The sequence below is a fragment of the Pseudomonadales bacterium genome, assembly GCA_024234435.1.
Classification (GTDB): domain Bacteria; phylum Pseudomonadota; class Gammaproteobacteria; order Pseudomonadales; family Porticoccaceae; genus JACKOF01.
Map to the genome: position 1 here is coordinate 1,088,943 of JACKOF010000001.1, position 22,072 is coordinate 1,111,014.

At 46.5% G+C, this 22,072-nt stretch carries 25 protein-coding genes; 10 read left to right on the forward strand and 15 right to left on the reverse strand.

What is annotated here, in order from left to right; genetic code table 11:
• Positions 1–46: 46 nt before the first annotated feature.
• Complete coding sequence (locus H7A02_05030; GenBank protein MCP5171614.1) at positions 47–364, reverse strand: transcriptional regulator; 318 nt, start codon at positions 362–364, stop codon at positions 47–49.
• A gap of 5 nt (positions 365–369) precedes the next feature.
• On the reverse strand, positions 370–1,311 hold the full coding sequence (locus H7A02_05035) for a sodium-dependent bicarbonate transport family permease (GenBank protein ID MCP5171615.1): 942 nt from the start codon (positions 1,309–1,311) through the stop codon (positions 370–372).
• A 211-nt stretch (positions 1,312–1,522) separates the two neighbouring features.
• Between H7A02_05035 and H7A02_05040 the strand changes: the two genes are divergently transcribed.
• From H7A02_05040 to H7A02_05050, 3 genes are all read left to right on the forward strand, one after another.
• Complete coding sequence (locus tag H7A02_05040) at positions 1,523–1,960, forward strand: HIT family protein (GenBank protein MCP5171616.1); 438 nt, start codon at positions 1,523–1,525, stop codon at positions 1,958–1,960.
• A gap of 19 nt (positions 1,961–1,979) precedes the next feature.
• Entirely contained in the window at positions 1,980–2,402 is a 423-nt protein-coding gene (locus tag H7A02_05045) for a GFA family protein (GenBank protein ID MCP5171617.1), read from the forward strand.
• Positions 2,403–2,544: 142 nt separating this feature from the next.
• Entirely contained in the window at positions 2,545–3,015 is a 471-nt protein-coding gene (locus H7A02_05050; protein MCP5171618.1) for an N-acetyltransferase, read from the forward strand.
• Between the two features lie 65 nt (positions 3,016–3,080).
• Here the strand turns inward: H7A02_05050 and H7A02_05055 are convergent, their stop codons facing one another.
• Positions 3,081–4,055 (reverse strand): GNAT family N-acetyltransferase, encoded by a 975-nt coding sequence (locus H7A02_05055; GenBank protein ID MCP5171619.1) that lies wholly within the window; start codon positions 4,053–4,055, stop codon positions 3,081–3,083.
• A gap of 104 nt (positions 4,056–4,159) precedes the next feature.
• Between H7A02_05055 and ggt the strand changes: the two genes are divergently transcribed.
• The gene (gene ggt, locus H7A02_05060) at positions 4,160–5,878 is read left to right on the forward strand and encodes a gamma-glutamyltransferase (protein MCP5171620.1); all 1,719 of its coding nucleotides are present in this window, start codon (positions 4,160–4,162) and stop codon (positions 5,876–5,878) included.
• Positions 5,879–5,885: 7 nt separating this feature from the next.
• Here ggt and H7A02_05065 read toward each other — a convergent pair whose 3' ends face one another.
• Positions 5,886–6,242: a gamma-glutamylcyclotransferase gene (locus H7A02_05065; protein MCP5171621.1), complete on the reverse strand. Its 357-nt coding sequence runs from the start codon at positions 6,240–6,242 to the stop codon at positions 5,886–5,888.
• A gap of 283 nt (positions 6,243–6,525) precedes the next feature.
• On the opposite strand from H7A02_05065, the gene H7A02_05070 reads away from it, so the two are divergent.
• From H7A02_05070 to H7A02_05080, 3 genes are all read left to right on the forward strand, one after another.
• Entirely contained in the window at positions 6,526–7,134 is a 609-nt protein-coding gene (locus H7A02_05070) for a glutathione S-transferase family protein (GenBank protein ID MCP5171622.1), read from the forward strand.
• A gap of 1 nt (position 7,135) precedes the next feature.
• Entirely contained in the window at positions 7,136–7,885 is a 750-nt protein-coding gene (locus tag H7A02_05075; GenBank protein ID MCP5171623.1) for a YafY family transcriptional regulator, read from the forward strand.
• 206 nt (positions 7,886–8,091) lie between these two features.
• Positions 8,092–9,144, forward strand: coding sequence for an aromatic ring-hydroxylating dioxygenase subunit alpha (locus H7A02_05080; GenBank protein MCP5171624.1), 1,053 nt, complete (start codon positions 8,092–8,094; stop codon positions 9,142–9,144).
• Between the two features lie 21 nt (positions 9,145–9,165).
• Here H7A02_05080 and H7A02_05085 read toward each other — a convergent pair whose 3' ends face one another.
• The 6 genes from H7A02_05085 to H7A02_05110 form a co-directional block, all read right to left on the reverse strand.
• Positions 9,166–10,116, reverse strand: coding sequence for a cupin domain-containing protein (locus H7A02_05085; protein ID MCP5171625.1), 951 nt, complete (start codon positions 10,114–10,116; stop codon positions 9,166–9,168).
• Positions 10,116–11,483, reverse strand: coding sequence for an adenylosuccinate lyase (purB, locus tag H7A02_05090; protein ID MCP5171626.1), 1,368 nt, complete (start codon positions 11,481–11,483; stop codon positions 10,116–10,118). Before purB ends, H7A02_05085 begins: the two co-directional genes overlap by 1 nt.
• A gap of 94 nt (positions 11,484–11,577) precedes the next feature.
• A complete protein-coding gene (gene hflD, locus H7A02_05095) occupies positions 11,578–12,207 on the reverse strand; it encodes a high frequency lysogenization protein HflD (GenBank protein ID MCP5171627.1) in 630 nt (209 codons plus the stop codon).
• The gene (gene mnmA, locus H7A02_05100) at positions 12,208–13,335 is read right to left on the reverse strand and encodes a tRNA 2-thiouridine(34) synthase MnmA (GenBank protein ID MCP5171628.1); all 1,128 of its coding nucleotides are present in this window, start codon (positions 13,333–13,335) and stop codon (positions 12,208–12,210) included.
• Positions 13,336–13,347: 12 nt separating this feature from the next.
• Positions 13,348–13,797 (reverse strand): NUDIX hydrolase, encoded by a 450-nt coding sequence (locus tag H7A02_05105; protein ID MCP5171629.1) that lies wholly within the window; start codon positions 13,795–13,797, stop codon positions 13,348–13,350.
• Positions 13,787–14,377 carry a pseudouridine synthase gene (locus tag H7A02_05110; protein ID MCP5171630.1) on the reverse strand — a complete coding sequence of 197 codons (591 nt, stop codon included), beginning with the start codon at positions 14,375–14,377 and terminating at the stop codon, positions 13,787–13,789. The genes H7A02_05105 and H7A02_05110 overlap by 11 nt, the downstream gene beginning before the upstream one ends.
• A gap of 127 nt (positions 14,378–14,504) precedes the next feature.
• Here H7A02_05110 and icd point away from each other — a divergent pair, with 127 nt between their 5' ends.
• On the forward strand, positions 14,505–15,758 hold the full coding sequence (gene icd, locus H7A02_05115; protein ID MCP5171631.1) for an NADP-dependent isocitrate dehydrogenase: 1,254 nt from the start codon (positions 14,505–14,507) through the stop codon (positions 15,756–15,758).
• A gap of 119 nt (positions 15,759–15,877) precedes the next feature.
• Here icd and cspD read toward each other — a convergent pair whose 3' ends face one another.
• Positions 15,878–16,159: a cold shock domain-containing protein CspD gene (gene cspD / locus H7A02_05120; protein ID MCP5171632.1), complete on the reverse strand. Its 282-nt coding sequence runs from the start codon at positions 16,157–16,159 to the stop codon at positions 15,878–15,880.
• A 315-nt stretch (positions 16,160–16,474) separates the two neighbouring features.
• Between cspD and clpS the strand changes: the two genes are divergently transcribed.
• Complete coding sequence (gene clpS / locus H7A02_05125; GenBank protein ID MCP5171633.1) at positions 16,475–16,843, forward strand: ATP-dependent Clp protease adapter ClpS; 369 nt, start codon at positions 16,475–16,477, stop codon at positions 16,841–16,843.
• 36 nt (positions 16,844–16,879) lie between these two features.
• Positions 16,880–19,141 carry an ATP-dependent Clp protease ATP-binding subunit ClpA gene (gene clpA, locus H7A02_05130; protein ID MCP5171634.1) on the forward strand — a complete coding sequence of 754 codons (2,262 nt, stop codon included), beginning with the start codon at positions 16,880–16,882 and terminating at the stop codon, positions 19,139–19,141.
• Positions 19,142–19,182: 41 nt separating this feature from the next.
• Here clpA and infA read toward each other — a convergent pair whose 3' ends face one another.
• The 4 genes from infA to trxB all read right to left on the reverse strand — a co-directional run bounded on the left by infA (position 19,183) and on the right by trxB (position 21,962).
• Complete coding sequence (gene infA / locus H7A02_05135; protein MCP5171635.1) at positions 19,183–19,401, reverse strand: translation initiation factor IF-1; 219 nt, start codon at positions 19,399–19,401, stop codon at positions 19,183–19,185.
• A 134-nt stretch (positions 19,402–19,535) separates the two neighbouring features.
• Complete coding sequence (locus H7A02_05140; GenBank protein MCP5171636.1) at positions 19,536–20,258, reverse strand: arginyltransferase; 723 nt, start codon at positions 20,256–20,258, stop codon at positions 19,536–19,538.
• A gap of 38 nt (positions 20,259–20,296) precedes the next feature.
• Entirely contained in the window at positions 20,297–20,998 is a 702-nt protein-coding gene (gene aat / locus H7A02_05145) for a leucyl/phenylalanyl-tRNA--protein transferase (GenBank protein MCP5171637.1), read from the reverse strand.
• A gap of 7 nt (positions 20,999–21,005) precedes the next feature.
• Entirely contained in the window at positions 21,006–21,962 is a 957-nt protein-coding gene (gene trxB / locus H7A02_05150) for a thioredoxin-disulfide reductase (GenBank protein MCP5171638.1), read from the reverse strand.
• Positions 21,963–22,072 lie beyond the last annotated feature (110 nt).

The window sequence follows — 22,072 nt, forward strand, 5'->3', positions numbered from 1 at the left end:
AGTGCTGCCTTGGAGGATGGCAGCCTCACTACAGATTATTCCAGGTTTACTTGCAGTACCCTTTAAATTTTTCAGGACGGGTGACTTCAACATCCGTTTTAAACAAAACCATCGCGTAATTATCATAAAAATTATTTTTTAAATGGCCGGATATTGCTTCGATAGTTTCTTCATCACTGATGATTTCTATACGAATATTCCGACTGGCTTCCCACGCCGCATTCCGTACACCACGGCCGCCTTTTCCTCTGGCATCGGTTATAGTATATCCGTGTGCACCTAAGCGCTCTATGGTCTTCGCCAAGGTATTTTCAAGCGCGGCTTCAGTAACAATGGTTAAAAGTTTTAGTACTTGATTGCTCATGAGTCTCATGCTCCAAAGAATACGTGCATCCATTTTGCCAAGGCGTAGTAAACAGGAATACCTATTACGACATTAAACGGAAAAGTGACACCGAGAGAGGCTGTAAGGGATAAGGCCGGGTTGGCTTCTGGTACTGAGATACGCATGGCTGCTGGTACGGCTATGTAAGAAGCGCTAGCGATGAGTGTCGCTAACATGGCTGTACCTCCTATGGATAACCCCAATAACCAGCCGATGCTTGCGCCGATACAGGCGGAAAATAATGGCATCACGATCCCAAAACCTAGCAGAAACAGACCGTATATTTTTAAGCTACTTACATGCTTCGCGGTAATTAACCCCATTTCCAGCAAGAATAACGCCAATATACCGCTGAAAAGATCAAAGAATACTGGTTTGATTGCCCCGAGCTTCTCTGCGCCAGCAATCCAACCAATTAAGAGGCCTCCTACGAGCAGTACAATGCTTTTCCCCAGCAGCACTTCATGAATGACAGTGCCCCATTGTGTTTGTCGCGTGAAACCGCGAGCGAGGACAATACCCACTAGAATAGCGGGAATCTCTAACAACACGACAAATAAAGGCATCTGTTCTTCGAAAAAGATCTGTCGTGAGTTCAGATAGGCAACTGCTACAGCGAAAGTCCCCACGCTAACTGACCCATAATGGGCTGCAATGGATGCCGCATCTGCTCGTTTAAATCCGCCGATATGCCGAAGAACAGGAAATGCGATTAAGGGCAGAAGAAAACCTACCCCCAAAATGGCAATGATTTGGGGTAGTAGCGCCATAAATGGCTGTTTGCCTAATTCAACCCCCCCTTTTAGGCCGATGGCCAGAAGAAGCAGAATGGTAACAAAATCATAGATCGCAGGGGGGAGTTGTAATTCTGAGCGCAGTAGCCCGGCAAGAATACCAAGTATAAAGAATAGAATGATTGGATCCATTTTTACGCTGTTCCTATGACCGTTATCTTGTGCAGAGATGAGGAAATGGTGATCTGGTATCTTTGGGTACTCATAATAGTCCCTATTAATAGGGTTGTACTGTCAAGTATGTGGCTGTGTCGTCTCAATGTCGATTTGATATTATCGAAAAATAGATAGTATAAGTATCGAATATTGTAAGTAATTATTCTATTCAGAGAGGGAGTTAAGTTTGAACTACGACAAAAATAATATATTCGCAAAAATTCTCAGAAATGAACTACCTTGCTTTAAGGTTTATGAAGATGACCATACGCTGGCATTTTTAGACATTATGCCCCAATTAGAGGGGCATACGCTGGTAATACCAAAGGAGCCTGCGGTAACAATTTACGATTTATCGGATCAAGCGGCTTTGGCCTGTATGCGCACAGTCCAAATTGTGGGTAGAGCTGTTGAAAAGGCAATGAACTTTAATGGTTCAACGGTGTTTCAACACAATGGAGAGAAAGCAGGGCAGTCTGTCCCTCATTTCCATTTTCATATTTTCCCTGGCTCTATTTTTAAAACGAACCTTTTAAAAGGGCATGCGTCTGAGTTAGCTGACCCCAATGATTTGGAGGTTATAGCATCAAAAATACGATCAAAAATTGAAAGTCCAGCGTCTTAATACCAACAGGGAGATAGTTATGAATAAAACCATCGAAGCAAAGGGTAGCTGCTTGTGTGGCGCAGTGGTAATACAAGCATTGTCTATGTCGTCAAATGTGGGGGCTTGCCACTGTGGTATGTGTAGAAAATGGTCAGGCGGACCGTTGTTGGCCGTTGACTGTAATACGGAAGTGCAAATTTCTGGCGAAGACAATATTACCGCTTATGCATCGTCAGAATGGGCTGAACGTGGTTTTTGCTCAAAATGTGGTACACATTTATTCTATAAATTAAAACAAACGGGGCAGTATATTATTCCTGTCGGACTATTTGATGTGACTTCCAAGTTGAACTTTGACCATCAAATATTCATTGAAGAAAAGCCTGAGTATTACTCTTTTGCCAATGAAACAAAAAATATGACTGGCGAAGAAGTTTTTGCACAGTTTTCTGCAGAGTAAGTACATAAAAACACGTCATTAATTTTTGCACGAGACTAAAGCGCTCAGTCCGTAAGGCCTTTCTCCAGCTAATGGCCGGTAGCCCTTCGGTAGGAACAACCCTGTGGCAGGGCGTTTTGAGCGTGCTGTACGGCACTTAAAAATGGATTTTCATATTGAATACGTCAAACTTGATGAGGTGGTTTCTGAAGACTTTATTCCTCTGTTAAACAAGGAAAATCTCAGAAGACACTTGGTTAGGCATGATTTATTTAACGCTGAAATGGTTAAGGATTGGATTGCAGGCAAAGTTGAGCTTGATTCATCCGAGGGCTGCAAAATCAGAGCAGTGTTAATTGATTCTCAATTGGCTGGTTGGTGTGGCATTCAATCCGAAGACGGCAAATATGAAATAGCGATCGTTATTGACGATCGTTATTGGGGAGTAGGGGTAAAAATATTTCGAGATGTTATGGCATGGGCAGAAGAGCTTGGCCACAAAACTGTTTTCATTCATTTTCTTTATTCCCGACCTGAGTATAAGTTCTTACGAAAAATTGCCAGGAATGTATTTGTTAGTGAGTTTTTAGGCAGCCAGTTCACCACTTATGAGTTGGAAGTAGAGAAGGTATAAACACCTTGAATTCTCTCCAATAAAAATTGGTGATTTCTTGGCACATAGAAAATCAGACAAATAAGCTAGATATGAAGCCTTCTTAGCGCCGGATCCGGCCAACTGATATTCCATAGCGCATCAAATTCATCCGCTAGTTCGGAGGCTTCCAGCGGGGCATATTGAATGCAGTACCCAACAAACCTGTTCGGCTCTTGCTGGTACAAAATACCGGTTTTATCAACCAACATAAACTCGGTATGCAGGGGAGAGGCTTCGTCGTCTAACTTGCGAAATTCAATATGGCTTGAAAGACGCAACCCCAGCTCGTGCAATCTGTGGGTGTGATGGCTCAGCCACTCAATATCTCTAACGAGTATCTGAATTTGCGCTGACGGCTTGCTGGTAACAAAGGCCATGAAGGCATCGCACAGTTGTTGGTCGTCGTACAGTTCAGGCAGCAGGTGGTCGCTGAATATACGAATCTGTTTATGGGCTTGCGGAATAAATTGTTGGGCGGCATTAAAGAAGCCTTCACTATCATTCAGCGGTTGTCTTAATCGGGTTTCATCTTCAGGCAATCGGGATCTATTCTGTTGCTGATAGCGCTGATTATGCACATGTAACGGCAGACGCATTTCCTTATGGGGAATGCCTGCATCTTCGTAGAAATCGCCCTCGCTTTGAAAACCAAAGCCCTCATAAAAGGGAATCGCTTTACGCTGGGCACTTAGAGTAAGTTCGGGAACGTTCTCACGAATGGCGTATTTAATAATTTGTCGAATGACAGCCGAGCCAACGCCTTTATTTCGAAACGGTTTTAACACAGCCATGCGGCCAACCCGACCATCGGGTAACAGTCGGGCTGTAGCAACAGCGTTATCACCCTGGGAAAACGCCAGCCAGTGAACGGCACTTTTATCAAATTCGTCAATCTCAAGTTCAACAGGGACTTTTTGCTCTTCTACAAACACCTGATGTCGAATTTTTGTGATAGCCTCTTCGGAGGCGCTCCAACTGGTTCTATCTATGTCAATGGGAAAGTAATCAATACCCTTCACGAGCCACCTGTCTACTGGTTTAATGATTCGCCTGTTGTAGGCGATTACGATAAATACACAGTTTAAGGATGCGGTATTTTTGCCAAAAAATAAAAGGCCTTTTAATGAATTTCTGGATTAGATCAATATTTCTGTTGCTGACGTTAACGCAACCCGTGTTATCAAGCGCGAACGTTTTTGTGCAATACGGAGACCGTTTTCACCCGGAGGTCAGTGAAAAAGGTATGGTGGTTTCGCAAGAGAAAATCGCCAGCAGCGTGGGTGCAGAGATTCTCCGCAAAGGTGGCAATGCCATTGATGCAGCGGTAGCTACAGGCTATGCGCTGGCAGTGACGTTACCTCAGGCGGGCAACCTTGGCGGCGGCGGTTTTATGCTGATTTATCTGGCAGAAGAAAACCGCACAGTCGCCATAGACTACCGTGAAATGGCCCCTGTGGCGGCTCATCGCGATCTGTTTCTGAATAAACAAGGCGAAGTGGATGAGCAGCTGTCCCGTTTTAGCCACCGTTCTGCGGGTGTTCCCGGCACGGTAGCGGGGTTAAACCATGTGCTTGAAAAGTATGGCTCGCTTTCATTAAAACAGGTAATGGCTCCAGCCATAAAATTGGCAGAGGACGGTATTCAAGTCAGCTATCCATTGGCATTTTCTTTTCAGTATGGCGAAAAGCAACTGCGCAAAAACCCGGCATCTTCCCGCTATTTCTTTAACGAGGATGGCACCGCTCTGTCACCAGGCGATCACTGGCGCCAGAAAGATCTGGCTAGAACACTTAAGCGTATTGCACTGAAAGGCACTGAGACTTTTTATCAAGGCGATGTTGCCAAACAGATTGTCGCGGAAATGGAGCAGGGTGGAGGGCTGATAACGCTGCAAGACTTGTCCAACTATCGAGTAGCAGAGCGTGAGCCTGTAATGGGCACTTATCGAGGCTACCAAGTCGCTTCCATGCCCCCACCGTCCTCCGGCGGTATTCATTTGATACAAATGCTTAATATTCTGGAAAACTGGGATTTGAAGAGCTTGGGGCATAACAGCGCTGAGTACCTCCACCGACTGATTGAAGTTATGCGCAGGGCTTATGCTGATCGCAGTGAATACCTCGGTGACCCGGATTTCTACGCAGTGCCGCTTGATCGTTTGACGGATAAAGCCTACGCGCAGACACTAGTTGACAGTATTAATGTCAACAAAGCCAGCGTGTCCAGCGATATCCGCCCGGGTCTTAACTTGGCCGAAGAAAGCCCGCAAACCACGCACTTTTCGGTATGGGACAAGCAGGGCAATGTAGTGACTAACACCTACACACTTAACTTTTCATTTGGCAGTGGCATCTCGGTCGAGGGTGCAGGATTTTTACTCAACAATGAGATGGATGACTTTTCCTCCAAGCCAGGCGTACCCAACGCTTTCGGCTTAGTGGGCGGCGAGGCGAACGCAATAGCCGGTGGTAAACGACCGTTATCGTCAATGACTCCCACTCTGGTTTTCAAAGATGGCAAACCCGTAATTGCTACCGGCAGCCCCGGCGGCAGCACCATTATCACTGTGGTGCTGCAACAGTTGCTTAATGTGCTGGACTTTAATATGAATCTGGCTGAAGCCACTGCCGCACCACGTATTCATCACCAATGGTTGCCCGACAGAGTTTGGTTAGAAGAGGGAATCAGCCCTGATACAGAGCTGCTGCTAAAGCAAAAAGGTCATATAACAGAACGACAACGAGTGTTAGGGCGCGCGCAATCCATTATGAAAAGTGGAGATGTGTTATTAGGTGCTAGCGATAATCGTTGGCCGGGTGGAGCTGCCATTAGCGAAAAATAAACGCACATTAATCAATTTGAAGCGTTATTTCGTCGGCGGCTGCATATATCCAGCAGGTAATGCCCGACGTCAACTGCGCAGAAATTCGCTGGTAGGCATCGACTTCGTAATCATCTGCTCGCGCCAATTCTTCTGGGGTTATTTCAAAAACAGTGCCAGTGACTTCATCTTCACTATCACCGGTAAACCGTAGAATGGGGTGAAATCTTTTACCGCTCTCGCGAAGTACTCGTTCATCAGTAATCTCAACCTCACCCACGATATAGCCGGGCAGGGCATCTTTGGTGCCATTTAACTCACGACCGAAGTTTGCTAGCTGAACTTCTTTTTGTTGCAAGGTGCCGTAAGAAAACAGTAATTCCATGGTGGCTCTCTAATAAAATTGAATCTTTAGAGGAGTGATTCTATAAACTCAGCCAGGTATTAACAATGCTTGCTGTTAACTAACGCAACGAAACTAACCCTTCAAATTGTTACTGGCAATTCTTCCCTTTACGAAAAGCTCTTCAATCCTCTACTTCACGAAGACTACTGACAAAAGGTGTCAGTAGGGGGCTGTTAACATGTTTTCGGTATGTTTAGTTTGCACGCTATACATCGAAAAAGGGTGCTGATAATAGCACCAATAACAATTCCGGAGAATTTCAATGTACCAATTATTTAGCTTTCCACTTTCGCAACATAGCCGCCGAGTTATATCTTTGTTGGAAGAAGTCGGCATTCCGTATGAAAATCACAACATAAATTTGATGGCTAATGAGCATATGTCAGAGAGCTATCTAAAGATTAACCCTAACCACAAGGTTCCAACCTTCATAGACGGTGATGTAAAAATTCATGAGTCCAATGCAATTTTACGTTACCTTTGTATCAAGCATCAGCTATTTGACTGGTACCCCAACAATACTAAAACAGTCGCAAATGTTGAGCAGTGGCTGGATTGGAATCAATGTCAACTTTCGCCACTGGTAGTAGATATCGTGTTAAATAGAATGATATTGGGTGCGAAAGGTGATCAAAATGTAGCAATCCAGGCCGAAAAGAACATTCAACTGCTGTTTACAATTATGGAAGAACATTTAGAGGGCAGGAAGGTATTTGCCGGAGAGCATCCAACTATTGCAGATTTGTCTCTCGCCTCTAATATCTTTCAATTAGCGTTTGTTAATGCAATGCCCACTACAGCGAATATATCTCGCTGGTATAAACAGATAGCAGCGTTAAAGGGGTTTAAAAAGTCATTGCCGCAGGATTAATATCGGAGTAATTACAGTGAACCGACTGTTTAACATCATCCAGATTTTGCGTAGTGCAAGAGCCCCCATACGAGCAAAAGAGTTAGCCGAAAAGCTGGAAGTGTCGATTCGAACCGTATACCGAGATATTAAAGAACTACAAATTCAGAATGTGCCTATTCAAGAGGAAGCTGGAATAGGTTACGTTCTTAACAAGAATTTTGAAATGAAACCATTGATGCTCACTCCAGATGAACTGGAAGCTGCCCTGTTGGGTAGTTTATGGGTTTCACGTAGTGGTGATAAAGCATTGGCGACTAGTGCCAATAGTCTAATTGGCAAAATCAATGCCGTCGTTCCAGAGCACTTACGCAAGGTATTACTTAACTCTGCGCTAGTTATCCCTGAAACAACAATTAGTGGGGCTAGATCTTTGTCAGCAATCTCAAAGGTAGCAAAAGATGTGATTGATATTAGCAGTTTACGCGCGGCCATACGTGAACAGCGAAAAACCTCCATCGTCTACAAGGTTAAAGGGAAGCAAAGTAAGCGCGTAATTTGGCCCTTTATGGTGGCCTACTTTGAGCAGATTAGGGTAATTGCAGCTTGGTGTGAAATGAGACAGGAATTCAGACATTTTCGAACAGATAGAATTATGTCATTTAATATTTTGCCAGAGACTTATCCATCGTCTAGGCAAGTTCTAAAGGCAGAGTGGCTAAAAGGTACAAACAACGATTTCAAAGCCATTGACGAGAAAGACATAGCTTGAAGAGTTTGGTGATCAATAGGGTTCAGGAAGAAGACGCATAAGATATACCACATGGAGATCTTACTTGATGTTAAAAGAGTTTTGGTGCCAAATAAAACTCGATAACAATCACTTTTGATCGATTTTCTGCACGCTAGGTATATACCTATAATTTTAGCTACAACTATGGGGCCATCTAAATACTGGGTTGTAGGAAGGGGGGAACAATGACCAATTTTATTAAAAACACTTGGTACACGGCAGGTTGGTCCAGTGAAATTGGTGCTAAGCCAGCACATCGGAAAATTATTGGTGAGCATGTCGTTCTCTACCGAGGAGAGTCGGGTAACCTCATAGCTTTAGAAGATAAATGTCCACACCGTTTTGCTCCTCTGCACAAGGGGAAAATAATCGGTGACTTAATAGAGTGTCCCTATCATGGACTTCGTTTTGGCGATAATGGTAAGTGTGTCTACAACCCCTTTGACCCCAACTTTTCCCCGCCGAATGCAACGGTTAAAACCTACTCTGTTGTAGAAAAAGACACATTAATTTGGATATGGATGGGAGAGGAACCTCTGGCAAGCCCTGAGGATATTCCTGATTACCACTGGCTAAATGAAACCGACAAATATGCCATGACCAGTGAAGGCATGATTGAGATGCCAGTAAACTATGAGCTGATTATCGATAATCTGTTAGATCTTAGTCACGGTCAGTTTTTACACCCAACCACTCTGGGTAATACCGCAATGGCTGGGGGGACCACTGATTCAAGAAAAGAAGGGAATACGGTTCATAGTGACCGCTTAAACTACGACGGCTATATGCCAACGCTGTTTAATAATAACGGTGTTATCCCAAACGAAACTAAAGTGGACTATTGGAATGATCTACGTTGGGACCCGGCAGGGTCCTATTATCTGGAGGTTGGCATTACACCTGCCGGTGAACCGCGTGAAAAAGGTGTGTATATAGGGTCAGCGCAACTTCTAACCCCCATAGATGAAGCCACAACTGCATATAGATTTATACTCTTCCGAACCTTTATGAAAGACAGCGAAGAACTTACCAGGGGCATAGAAGCATTGGTAATGAAGGCGTTTGTTGAAGAAGACGAACCAATGATTGCGGATGTTCAAAAGAGAATGAACGGTAAGGATTTCTGGTCGCTTAGACCAGCAATATTGGAAGGTGACCGTGCCGCGATATTCGCGCGCAGGATATTGGAAAAGCTGGCGAGAGACGAGGAGAACAGCCAGGGTGAGTGTTTGGATTAACAAGTTGGACTGTTGCCGGATTTAAGTAACAATATCGCCGTTCACATACTTCCGCAGTTGAGTCCTGGCAACACGTCTCTCGTCAGTTTCCTCGACCAGCTCCGGATATTTGGGTGTCGTCATATAGCGGGCGAACCAGTCCGCCAGCAGTGCATCATCTTCCAGTATATTGTTCAGCAGCTTTCTCGCTTGCCCGATAAATTCAGGTGAAATCATTTCGGATGCCATACCTGGAGTCAAAACCGGATCCTGATAATGCGGGCTATTGGGCCGGGCTAGCAGTTCCGTAGCCAAATCACCAAGCATTTCGGCGGCTGTGGGCGCACGAAAACCTACGGAATAGGTCATACTTTCGCCGACGGCAACTCCATGGTGCGCTACCTGAGGGGGTAAATAGAGTATATCTCCGGGATTGAGCAACCAGTCTTCGAGGGGATCAAAATTATCGAGTATTCTCAAGGGCGTACCGCCTACTCGTGGCGATTCTTCATTGCACTTCTGTTGCTCGGAGTGTCCGCCAATTTGCCAACGACGTTGGCCGTAACCTTGAATCAGGAAAACATCATAATAATCAAAATGCGGGCCAACGCTACCTCCCTCCGGAGCATAGCTCACCATAATGTCGTCCAGCCTCCAGGGGGGAAGAAAGCTGAAATGTTCAAGTAACTGCTTAACCTCTGGCACCCACAAGTCAACGGCCTGAACTAACAAAGTCCATTTATCTTTGGGCAGTTCGTGAAAGATTTGTTCTTCGAACGGGCCACAAAGTAATTCCCACGAGCTTGAGGGCCCTTGCTCCAGAATAATGCGCGATTCGATGTCATCATCAAGAGCCAGTCCCGCCAGGTCATCAGGACTTAGCGGCGACTCAAAATCAGGGAGAGCATTGCGAATCAACAGAGGTTTCTGCTGCCAATACTCAGCGAGAAACTGCTGTGCAGAAATCTCGCCAAGTATGGTTTGTTTCGACATTAGATCGCCTTGGCTTGCGCGACGGCATTGCCTATATAGCTGGAAGGCGTCATAACCATCAGTTCGTCCCTGGCTTGCTGGGGAATATCCAGTGTCTGAACAAATTCCTGAATAGCTGCCTTGGTAATGGTATTGCCCCGGGTCAGCGCTTTGAGTTTTTCGTACGGCTCAGGAATATTGTAACGACGCATCACCGTTTGTACTGGCTCTGCCAGTACTTCCCAAGCATTTTCGAGATCCTGCGCCAGCCGCTCGCCATTCAGCTCCAGCTTGTTAATACCCTTGAGGGTTGAGCTATAGGCTATCTGACTGTAACCAAACCCCACGCCCATATTCCTTAATACTGTTGAATCTGTGAGGTCTCGCTGCCAGCGGGATATCGGCAGCTTCTGGCTGAGGTGATTAAAAACCGCATTGGCAATACCCAGATTTCCCTCTGAATTCTCGAAATCGATAGGGTTTACTTTGTGAGGCATGGTGGAAGAGCCTACTTCACCGGCAACAGTTTTCTGTTTGAAGTAACCGAGTGAGATATAACCCCAGATATCCCGGTCGAAATCAATCAGAATAGTGTTAAAGCGGGCAATAGCATCGAAAAGCTCGGCGATATAATCGTGTGGTTCAATTTGAGTGGTGTAAGCGTTCCACTGCAATCCCAGACCTTCTACAAAACTTTGAGCATTGGCAACCCAATCAATATCAGGGTAAGCCGAAAGGTGTGCATTGTAGTTGCCAACAGCACCATTGATTTTACCCAGGAGAGGAATCTGGCGAATTTGTTCAATCTGACGATACAGTCTCGCTGCGACATTGGCCATTTCCTTGCCAACGGTTGTGGGCGAAGCAGTTTGCCCATGGGTGCGGGACAACATGGGGATCTCAGCGAAATCACGGCCCATTTGTGCAATTTTATTGGCGATATTTTCTATTTGAGGCAACAGAACCTGATCACGGCCCTCACGCAACATCAGTGCATGGGAGAGGTTATTAATATCTTCTGATGTACAGGCAAAGTGAACAAACTCACTAACCGCGTTTAACTCGGCATTTTCGGCAATATATTGCTTGATAAAGTATTCTACCGCCTTAACGTCATGGTTAGTGGTACTTTCGATCTCTTTTATACGGATAGCATCTGCTTCAGAAAAATTATCCACCAGCGCTTCAAGTACAGCATTTGCCTCTGCAGAAAAAGAAGCCACTTCTGTAATTTCAGGGTGGTTGGCAAGTTGTTGTAACCAACGCACCTCAACCTGAACACGGTATTTAATCAGGCCAAACTCGCTAAAAGCGGAGCGTAGGTCAGCAGTTTTACTGCCGTAGCGACCATCAATGGGGGATATTGCGGAAAGACTGGAAAGATTCATTGGTTATTCACAACGTTAAGGTTAAATTCGAGTGAGACGGAAAGGTTGCGATTTTACCGGAAAGCTATTCTTTTTTCAGTGAGCAAAAGGTATTTTACAAACTTCTTTGCAACTCATGCAGATGCTGAAGAATAGGCTTTCTGCAGAAGATTAAATGGTAGCGGCGTCCGCCAAGCTGATTCCAGAGTACGGCGCTTCGTATGGCACTGAACAGCAGACAGCGGATGCGTGAGGCAATGTTTTCCTGCCGCAGATAATCCGGGTAGCCATTGACCTGAATCCGGTACCGGAAAGTACCTACCGTATCTTTGTAAAGCTGGGCAAGATTGGCAATGACATTCTCATGGTTGCTGCCAAAGATATCAGCTTGTTGGTCTGCTTTTTCAATGCCTCGTGCTACCTGATCCAGCGTCCTTGATGAATGACGCAGTTTTTTTGCCAGATACACGACACCCACAGCGTAACGCAGGACATTGGAATTGTTTGCCTTACCCTGCAGGGTAAGTAACTCCTGCATGGATTCAAATCCCACTTCCACGTTTACAAGTGAACCAAACACCTGTTCGGTGGATTCCGGATTCTGGTTCAACAGTGCTTGCAGACAGACATCAAACTGATCAGTCGGTATTGAGCCGTGTCGGGCCAAATTGTCTACCAGCTGACATGCAAGAAAAATACCGCCGAGGGCAATAACCTGTTCGCGGTTTACGGGTTTTGCTAACACCTATACGGCTCCTTGGTTCCAACTGCGTTCAATGACTCCGCCGCCGAGACAGAGGTCGCCCTGATAAAATACGACAGACTGGCCGGGCGTGACTGCTCGTTGCGGCTGATCAAATATAACCAGGCAATGACTCCCGGTAATCGTTACCGCACAGGATTGATCCGGTTGGCGATAGCGGGTTTTGGCGACGCATCGAAATACCGGATTCTCAGGCTCACCATTAATCCAGTGTAATTGCTCGGCAGATAATACGTTGGTAAATAGCAGCGGGTGGTTACTACCTTGCGCAGCCAGCAACACATTGCGTTTTAAGTCTTTGCCAACCACGTACCAGGGCGCTTCGCTGTAATTCTGTAAGCCGCCAATACCCAACCCCTGACGTTGCCCTAGCGTGTGGTACATCAGGCCACTGTGTCGCCCTATGACTTCGCCTTCCGGTGTCTCAATGTCTCCTGGCTGTGCAGGCAGGTATTGTTCAAGAAAATCTTTGAAGCGGCGTTCACCAATAAAACAGATACCGGTAGAATCTTTTTTACGAGCTGTAGCAAGTCCGTGTTCTTCAGCGATTTTACGGACAGCAGGTTTTTCCATTTCACCAATAGGAAAAAGCGATTTTGCAAAAGCCTCTTCGGTTACGGCATGAAGAAAATAACTTTGATCTTTATTATTATCCAGCCCCTTCAGTAACTGGCTATGACCCTCGTAATCACGACGCTGAACATAGTGCCCCGTGGCTATTAAATCGGCGCCCAGTAATTGGGCATATTCCAAAAACACTTTAAATTTAATTTCCCGGTTGCAGAGAATATCCGGGTTAGGTGTACGACCAGCTTTGTATTCAGCCAAAAAATACTCAAACACGTTATCCCAGTATTCTGCCGCGAAGTTGGCAGCGTGCAATTTGATACCAAGCTTGTCAGCGACGGCCTGGGCGTCCTTCATGTCTTCCTTTGCCGTGCAATACTCGGTGCCGTCATCCTCTTCCCAGTTTTTCATAAACAGGCCTTCCACCTGATAACCCTGTTGCTGTAGCAGCAGAGCGGTAACAGATGAGTCCACACCACCGGACATACCAACAATGACTTTTGGGGGGCTGTTGCGAGTGGTATTTTCTGAGGTTGCGTTCATAGGGGCGCGATTTTAGCTTTGCTCGCGAATCATATCCAATGGATATCGCTTGCCACTGCGATAATCTTCAATAGCCATCATGACCAGAGGGCTGCGAAACTCCGCTTGCAGTTCGGCAATGGCGTGCTCGTCCAGCCAGAGTACCTCGTCGATATCGCCATCAATGAGCTCGCTCACCTGTTGTACGGGTGTTGCGGAAAATACAACACGATAGTAGGTCACACCATTCGTCGGGGCAGTAAACGTTGTCAGCCCCAGCACAGCGGTTAGGTTTACCTGCCAGCCCGTCTCTTCAAGCGTTTCCCTGATCGCCGCAGCGGTAAGTGTTTCACCTGGCTCAACGTGACCTGCCGGCTGATTGTAAACTTTCTTGCCGCTGACTTTGTCCGTTTCTCTCACCATAAGATAACGTCCTTGATCTTCAATAACAGTGGCCACAGTCAAGTGGATTCTATCGGGCACGGGTGTGTTTCCCTTTTGGGTGTTTTTTATCTACGGGTAAATGCACTGTCAGAACGTTATGTTCACCCGGTTGCAAATCATTCAGCCTCCATTCTCCTATCTGTTCACGAATCAGGCGGAGAGTAGGGAAGCCCTCGGCCGCCGTCATTCTGCGAACCTGGCGATTGCGTCCTTCACTTATTGTCAGCCGCAACCAACTGGTAGGGAGGTTTTGGCGGATACGCACAGCAGGTGTTCGCGGCCAGATTTGTGGTGCGTCGATAGCTTCAGCTTTAGCCGGAAGTGTAGGGCCATCGTTAAGCAGCACTCCGTTGCTCAATTGCCTTAGTGCATCCGCTGTAATCAACCCTTCGACCTGAACGAGATAGGTTTTGGGTAGCTTGAATCTTGGGTCGCTGATACGAGCCTGAAGTTTTCCATTATCCGTTAACAGCAAAAGGCCCTCGGAATCACGATCAAGTCGGCCTGCAGGATAAAAGCCTTTTTTGTGGATATACGCCGATAGTCCGGTATGTCCATCCGAGGATGAAAACTGGCTGAGGACACCGTAAGGTTTGTTGAAGAGAATGATTTCTGTCATGAATTATATGAATTACTCTATACAAACCCGTTCAGGCTACAGTATAAAGCCGAAGCTGTGTTAAAGTTTGTTACCGCAGTTCCCGCTTATTTCTACCCACATTACACATTATTTGATGGAGATTGTAATGGCTTACCAGCATATTCAAGTGCCTTCCGAAGGCGAAAAAATCACAGTTAACGAAGATTTTTCTCTCAATGTTCCAAACAACCCCATTATCCCCTTTATAGAAGGTGACGGTATCGGTGTTGATATCAGTCCTGTGATGATCAAAGTAATTGATGCTGCTGTGGAAAAAGCCTACAACGGTGACAGGAAAATAGCCTGGATGGAAGTCTATTGTGGTGAAAAAGCTGCAGAATTATATGAAGGTGACTGGTTTCCCGCTGAAACCCTTGAAGCGATTCGCGAGTTTTCCGTCTCAATTAAAGGTCCGCTCACAACGCCTGTTGGCGGCGGCTTTCGCTCTCTTAACGTGGCCCTTCGTCAGGAACTGGATTTGTATGTATGTCAGCGCCCGGTGCGCTGGTTTGCCGGAGTGCCTTCGCCAGTGAAAGATCCCGGCAAGGTGGATATGTGTATTTTCAGGGAAAACTCGGAAGATATTTATGCCGGTATTGAGTGGCGTGCAGGCACACCTGAAGCCACCAAAGTTATCAATTTTCTGCAAAACGAGATGGGTGTTTCGAAAATCCGTTTCCCGGAAAACTGTGGCATTGGCGTGAAGCCGGTTTCAGAAGAAGGTACCAAACGTCTGGTCCGAAAGGCCATTCAATATGCGATCGATCAAAATAAGGATTCGGTCACACTGGTGCACAAGGGAAACATTATGAAGTTCACTGAGGGCGCTTTCTGTGACTGGGGTTATGAAATCGCCCGTGATGAGTTCGGTGCAGAACCTCTTGATGGTGGCCCCTGGAAAGTGCTGAAAAATCCGCAGACAGGTGGCGAAATTGTTATTAAAGATGTTATTGCTGATGCCATGTTGCAACAGATCATATTACGCCCTGCGGAATATGACGTCATTGCCACGCTGAATCTGAATGGCGATTATATTTCAGATGCGCTGGCTGCCCAGGTTGGTGGAATAGGTATCGCTCCAGGCGCCAATTTGTCTGACGATATCGCGATATTTGAAGCAACTCACGGTACAGCGCCTAAATACGCAGGAAAGGACAAGGTAAACCCTGGTTCACTGATACTCTCTGCAGAGATGATGTTGCGGCATATTGGTTGGGGCGATGCAGCAGACCTGATTATCAGTAGCATGGAAGCGGCTATATCGGCTGGCACTGTGACTTACGACTTTGAACGCCTTATGGAAGGAGCAACATTGTTGTCCTGTTCAGAGTTTGGCGATGCCATGATTGCTAAAATGTAGCGTTTCAATCGCCAAATTATCTGGCACCACACGGAAAACCCCTCGCTGGAATCAGCAGGGGTTTTTTGTTTTTCAATCTACAAAGCGTACAAGCAGCTTTTTTGGAAATTCAGTGTGGTTTAAGCGCCTTGCCCAGCTGTCTCAAAGGACATCTCTTGCTCAGGCTCATCTTCCGAGCATGTTGCGACTGAGCTTTTGTCACTGACAGTAATATTGGCAGCGTGTTTGCCTTTTTCCCCATCCACAAGATCAAAATTGACCTGCTGGCCAGCTTTAAGTGTCCGATAGCCGTCCATTGAAATAGCGGAATAGTGGGCGAAAACATCTTCATCACTATCCGCAGGCAATATGAATCCATAGCCTTTTGCGTTGTTAAACCACTTCACCGTACCTGTTGGCATGGTCTTACCCCTTTTATTGTTTAATCCTTCTTCAATTTTTGCTTCATCTTCGCCAAATTTATGCAGCCACCGATATGGTTTTTGTTGTGATGATCTGCTTTGGTCTGGTTGTTTTTTATTCAACTAGCCTTTCTATAGCTAAAAGTGATAGGTGTCAACCCCTGAATCGGGCAAAATTTCATCAGAAAGTCCTGCTAAAAGCCGGAATAGTGATTAGAATGATAGCTCGGAGGCTGAAACAACCTTTCTTCTCAGCAATGTTGTTTGCAAGTAGTGGAAATCAATTGGAAAGTAACTAGGGTTTTTTTGAAAGACATGAAAGATTATTTTGTACCCAGGCTGTCAAAGGATAAGGATGACGATGAATGGCGTCACGATGGCAACACCGTTATTGAGGAGGTTCGGCCGCAGTTAAAGAAGCCTTCCTTGTATCGAGTGGTGTTGTTTAATGATGATTACACACCAATGGAGTTTGTTGTAGAACTGCTGGAAATCTTTTTCAATATGAACCGTGAGCAATCGACTGCAGTGATGTTAAAAGTTCATACTCAGGGAAAAGCGGTCTGCGGGGTCTATACTCGTGATATAGCAGAAACAAAGGCTATGCAGGTGAATGAGTTTTCCCGACAGCATGAACATCCGCTGCTATGTGAAATAGAGCCGGTAGTCGACGAAGACTCCTGATATCAATATACAAACAGATGTAACAAGAGAAGCCGTATGTTAAGTCGAGATCTGGAACTGAGTTTAAACAAAGCCTTTAAAGGGGCGAGCGACAGGCACCACGAGTTTATGACGGTGGAACACCTGTTGTTAGCCTTGTTGGATAACGAATCCGCGGTTGCAGCGCTGAACTCCTGCGGTGCCAACCTGACGACGTTGCGCAGAGACCTTGACGAATTTATCGATTCAACAACACCCCTGATCCCCCAGGACAGTGATGACCGGGATACCGAGCCAACACTGGGTTTTCAGCGCGTCTTGCAGCGTGCGGTTTTTCATGTTCAGTCATCCGGTAAAAAAGAAGTGCAGGGTGCCAATGTATTGGTTGCCATTTTCAGCGAACAGGAAAGCCAGGCTGTTTATTTCCTGAGATTACAGAATATCACTCGCCTTGATGTGGTTAATTATATTTCTCATGGCATTTCCAAATATGCTGATCAGTCTGACCCTAGTGACGAACTTCATATACAGCAAAATGACGAGCAGGCCGCGCCTACTCAGGAGAAAAGTCTTCTTGAACAATTTACTGTTAATCTGAACCGTCAAGCTGCACACGGCTATATTGATCCGTTGGTAGGGCGCAGTCACGAGGTTGAGCGGGTTTCCCAGATTTTGACTCGCCGTCGCAAGAACAACCCTTTGCTGGTGGGCGAATCCGGTGTCGGTAAAACAGCCATCGCCGAAGGCTTGGCAAAACGCATTGTCGACGGTCAGGTGGCAGATCCGCTGAAAGAAAGTGTTGTCTATTCACTGGATCTTGGAGCATTGCTTGCAGGTACCAAGTATCGGGGCGACTTTGAAAAACGCTTTAAAGGTATGCTGGCAGAATTGAGTGCACAGGCGCACGCTATTTTGTTTATTGATGAAATCCATACCATTGTTGGCGCAGGTGCCGCTTCGGGTGGTGTTATGGATGCTTCCAATTTACTTAAACCACTGCTGACGTCTGGGAAAATACGCTGCATAGGTTCAACCACGTTTCAGGAATATCGGGGTGTCTTCGATAAAGACCGGGCTTTGTCACGACGCTTCCAGAAAGTCGATGTACTCGAACCAACAGTTGAAGAAACCATAGAAATATTGAAAGGGTTGAAGTCCCGGTTTGAAGAGCATCACGGGTTGCGTTTTACCAAGGATGCCATTCAGGCTGCAGCCCAGTTGTCTGCAAAGCATATAACAGACCGCTTTTTACCGGACAAGGCGATTGATGTGATTGATGAAGCGGGTGCATACCAGCAGTTGCAGCCTGCATCAAAACGAAAAAAGACGGTATCTGTCAGTGATATTGAGGCCATTGTCGCCAAAATTGCCAGGATTCCTGCAAACAGCGTTTCTGCATCGGACAAGGAGCAACTTCGTTCGCTGCCAGAAAAGCTAAAGATGGTGGTATTTGGACAGGATGAAGCGATTGATGCTCTGTCAACTTCCATAAAACTGGCCCGCGCCGGTTTGCGGGAAGGGGAAAAACCAATTGGCTCCTTTCTTTTTGCCGGACCAACCGGAGTTGGTAAAACGGAAGTTTCCCGACAGCTGGCCGAAATTCTGGGTATCGAGTTGCTGCGTTTTGATATGTCCGAGTACATGGAGCGTCATACTGTTTCCAGGCTTATCGGTGCGCCTCCAGGATATGTGGGGTTTGATCAGGGTGGCCTGCTGACTGATGCTGTCACCCAAAATCCACATTCGGTGGTATTGCTGGATGAAATCGAGAAGGCGCATCCGGAGGTGTTCAATCTTCTGCTACAGGTTATGGATCACGGTACGCTGACTGATAACAATGGTCGCAAGGCCGATTTTCGCAATGTGATTCTGATTATGACAACCAATGCCGGGGCCGAACAGATCAGCCGTGCTTCAATTGGTTTTACCCAGCAGGATCACAGCTCGGATGGCATGGAGATTATCAAGAAGACCTTTACGCCGGAATTCCGCAATCGTCTTGATGGCATTATTCAGTTCGGCAGCCTTAGCAAAGAAGTGGTACACACATTGGTAGACAAGTTCCTGACGCAATTGCAGGCACAGCTTGACGATAAGAGCGTTCAACTGGATGTTGATGAAGATGCTCGTGAATGGCTTGCCGAGCATGGCTATGACGCCCAGATGGGAGCTCGACCCATGGCGCGCCTGATTCAGGAAAAACTTAAAAAGCCGCTTGCAGAAGAAGTCCTGTTTGGCAAACTTGTCAGTGGCGGTACCGTTCAGGTCGGTGTTAAAGACGGTGAGCTGGTGGTTTCAACTGCTGCTCTGGTTACTTGAGCTGCTGTAGACATAGCTTGAAGGGAAAATCTGCTGGTTAATCACCGGGCGCGATAGGTTATGCGCCCTTTGCTCAAGTCGTAAGGCGTCAGTTCTACCTTAACTTTGTCGCCAGTCAGAATACGGATATAGTTTTTACGCATTTTCCCTGAAATATGGGCCGTTACTACGTGTCCGTTTTCCAGCTTTACGCGGAATGTGGTGTTGGGAAGTGTGTCAATGACTTCACCTTCCATTTCAATATTGTCTTCTTTTGCCATGCTCGTATCTATCGGTGTATGAATTAAAAATTCTTAGTAAGGTAAGTAAGAATGAGAATTTAACCAGGGTCATAAAAAATCAGGGCGCAATTCTGCCTGAAAAGCAGTTCATTATCAAAGGAATTAGCGGGTAATCAGTTAATAAGCTGCCAGCCATTTTTAATAAACATTTCGAGGGGGCGAAATTTGGCCTTGTACGACATTTTGTGGCACTGCTTTATCCAGTACCCAAGGTAGAGATATTCCAGCTGAAGGCTTCGGGCTAATTCAATCTGGCTGAGGATTGCAAAGGTTCCCAGACTGCGGTGAGACTCCTTTGGATCAAAGTAGGTATAAATTGCCGAAATACCATTGTCGAGCAGATCAACAACAGCCGCTGCAATTAACACTCCTTGATGGCGGTATTCAATAATACGGCCATATTCAGGTAAACCACCGATAAAATCATTGTACTGCCCCCTGCTGGGAGGGTACATGTCACCATCGCTGTGCCTCTGACTGATATAGTTTTCATAAAGGGGGTAGTGCTCATCGTAGTCAACCACATTCACGACCCGAATATCGAGATCCTGATTGCGCCGGGCGCAGCGTTTCTGTTGCCTGCTAGGTGAAAAGATGGATGAGGGAATACGTGTTGCGATACAGGCTTGGCAAAATTCGCAACGAGGTGTATAGATATACCGGCCACTGCGCCGAAAGCCAATTTCCGATAGCCCGCTGTATACGGACTGCGTGATGGCCGCTGTTGGGTCGACAAAAGCTGTGGTGGCTTCCTGTTGTGGCAGGTAACTGCACCTGTGGGGTTCTGTCAGAAACAGTTGCAAACGTTGCAGATCGGGCGATATGTCACGGGTCATAATAAACCGCCATGAGTCAAAAAGTGTTTACAGCGTGACTAGACTGTAATCGAATCGAGTGTATCCGGCCAGCGGCATTGCTTCTTTTTTAATTGTGAAAACTGCAACAAAAACTGTGCGCGCGTTATTGTCTGTGCGCCCAGCGATTGCAAATGTGGATTTGGCAATTGGCAATCAATTAACTCAAACCCGCGTTGCTGGCAAAGTTTGTCGAGATAAATCATTGCCACTTTTGACGCGTTGCTAACGGTACTGAACATGGACTCTCCGCAGAAAACACCACCAACCGCAACGCCATAAAGCCCACCAACGAGCTCTTGATTCAACCAGACTTCAATTGAATGGGCATGGCCTTCATGATTAAGCTTGCAGTAGCTTTTTATCATTTGTTCGGTAATCCATGTGCCATCAGAATAGGCCCGAGGGGCAGCACAGGCACGAATGACAGCGTGAAAAGCCTGGTTCGTGGTAATTTGCCACGCTGTTTGTCGAAGCACTTTGCGGAGAGAGCGTGAAACCACCAGTTTGTTGGGGTAAATCACTGCTCGAGTACCCGGTGACCACCAGAGAATAGGCTGACCGCTTTCGTACCAAGGAAATATGCCGCAGGAATAGGCGGAGAGCAGGGTGTCAGTTGACAGGTTGCCCCCAATGGCCAGTAGACCATCGGGAGTGCCCAGTGTCGATTCGGGGTCAGGAAATACCGGCCTTTCCGAATCCAGCAGAACAGGCCCTGCCATCAATAGCTTACGACTGCTCGTCGAGATATTTTTCTGCGTCTAATGCAGCCATGCAGCCCGACCCTGCAGAAGTAACTGCCTGGCGGTAAACATGGTCTGCTACATCACCAGCAGCAAAAATGCCTGGCACGTTGGTTGCGGTAGCATTGCCCTCAATACCGCTTTTAACGGTGATATAGCCATTTTTCATATCCAGCTGGCCTTCAAAAATATCGGTATTCGGCTTGTGTCCAATCGCAATAAAGACACCACTGACATCCAGTTGCTGGCTGCTGTCATCAACAGTACTGTTCAACTTTAGTCCAGTAACACCGCGTTCATCGCCCAGCACTTCATCGAGAGTATGGTTCCAGAGGAGATTGATATTACCATTGGCTGCGCGTTCCAGAATCTTATCCTGCAGGATTTTTTCCGAACGCAGAGCATCACGGCGATGCACCAGCGTCACCTCGCTACAGATATTCGAGAGATAGAGCGCCTCTTCAACAGCGGTATTGCCGCCGCCGATAACAGCCACTTTCTGGTCGCGGTAGAAGAAGCCGTCACAGGTTGCACACGCACTGACCCCCTGACCCATGTATGCTTCCTCAGAAGGCAGGCCCAGATACTGGGCTGAAGCGCCAGTGGCGATAATTAGAGCATCACAAGTGTAGGTATTACTTCCTTTCAGGGTAAAGGGACGTTGGTTGAAATCAACGCTGTCAATGTGATCAAAAATGATTTCCGTGTTAAAGCGTTCGGCGTGCTTCTGCATGCGTACCATCAAATCGGGGCCCTGCAAGCCTTCCACATCACCAGGCCAGTTATCAACCTCGGTAGTCGTGGTAAGCTGGCCACCTTGTTGCATACCCGTAATAACGACTGGGTTCAGGTTGGCCCTGGCAGCATAAATGGCTGCAGAGAAACCGGCAGGGCCAGAGCCCAGAATAATAAGTTTGTGGTGTTGCACTGATTGTTCTGACATGAATAAATCCCAATTCGTTTGATTCAATACTAAATTTTATGGCCAGGCTTTTGCGAAGATGTTAGCGGTTTCGGATAAAGCAGCTGAATTTGTTGGTTATGATAATGAAT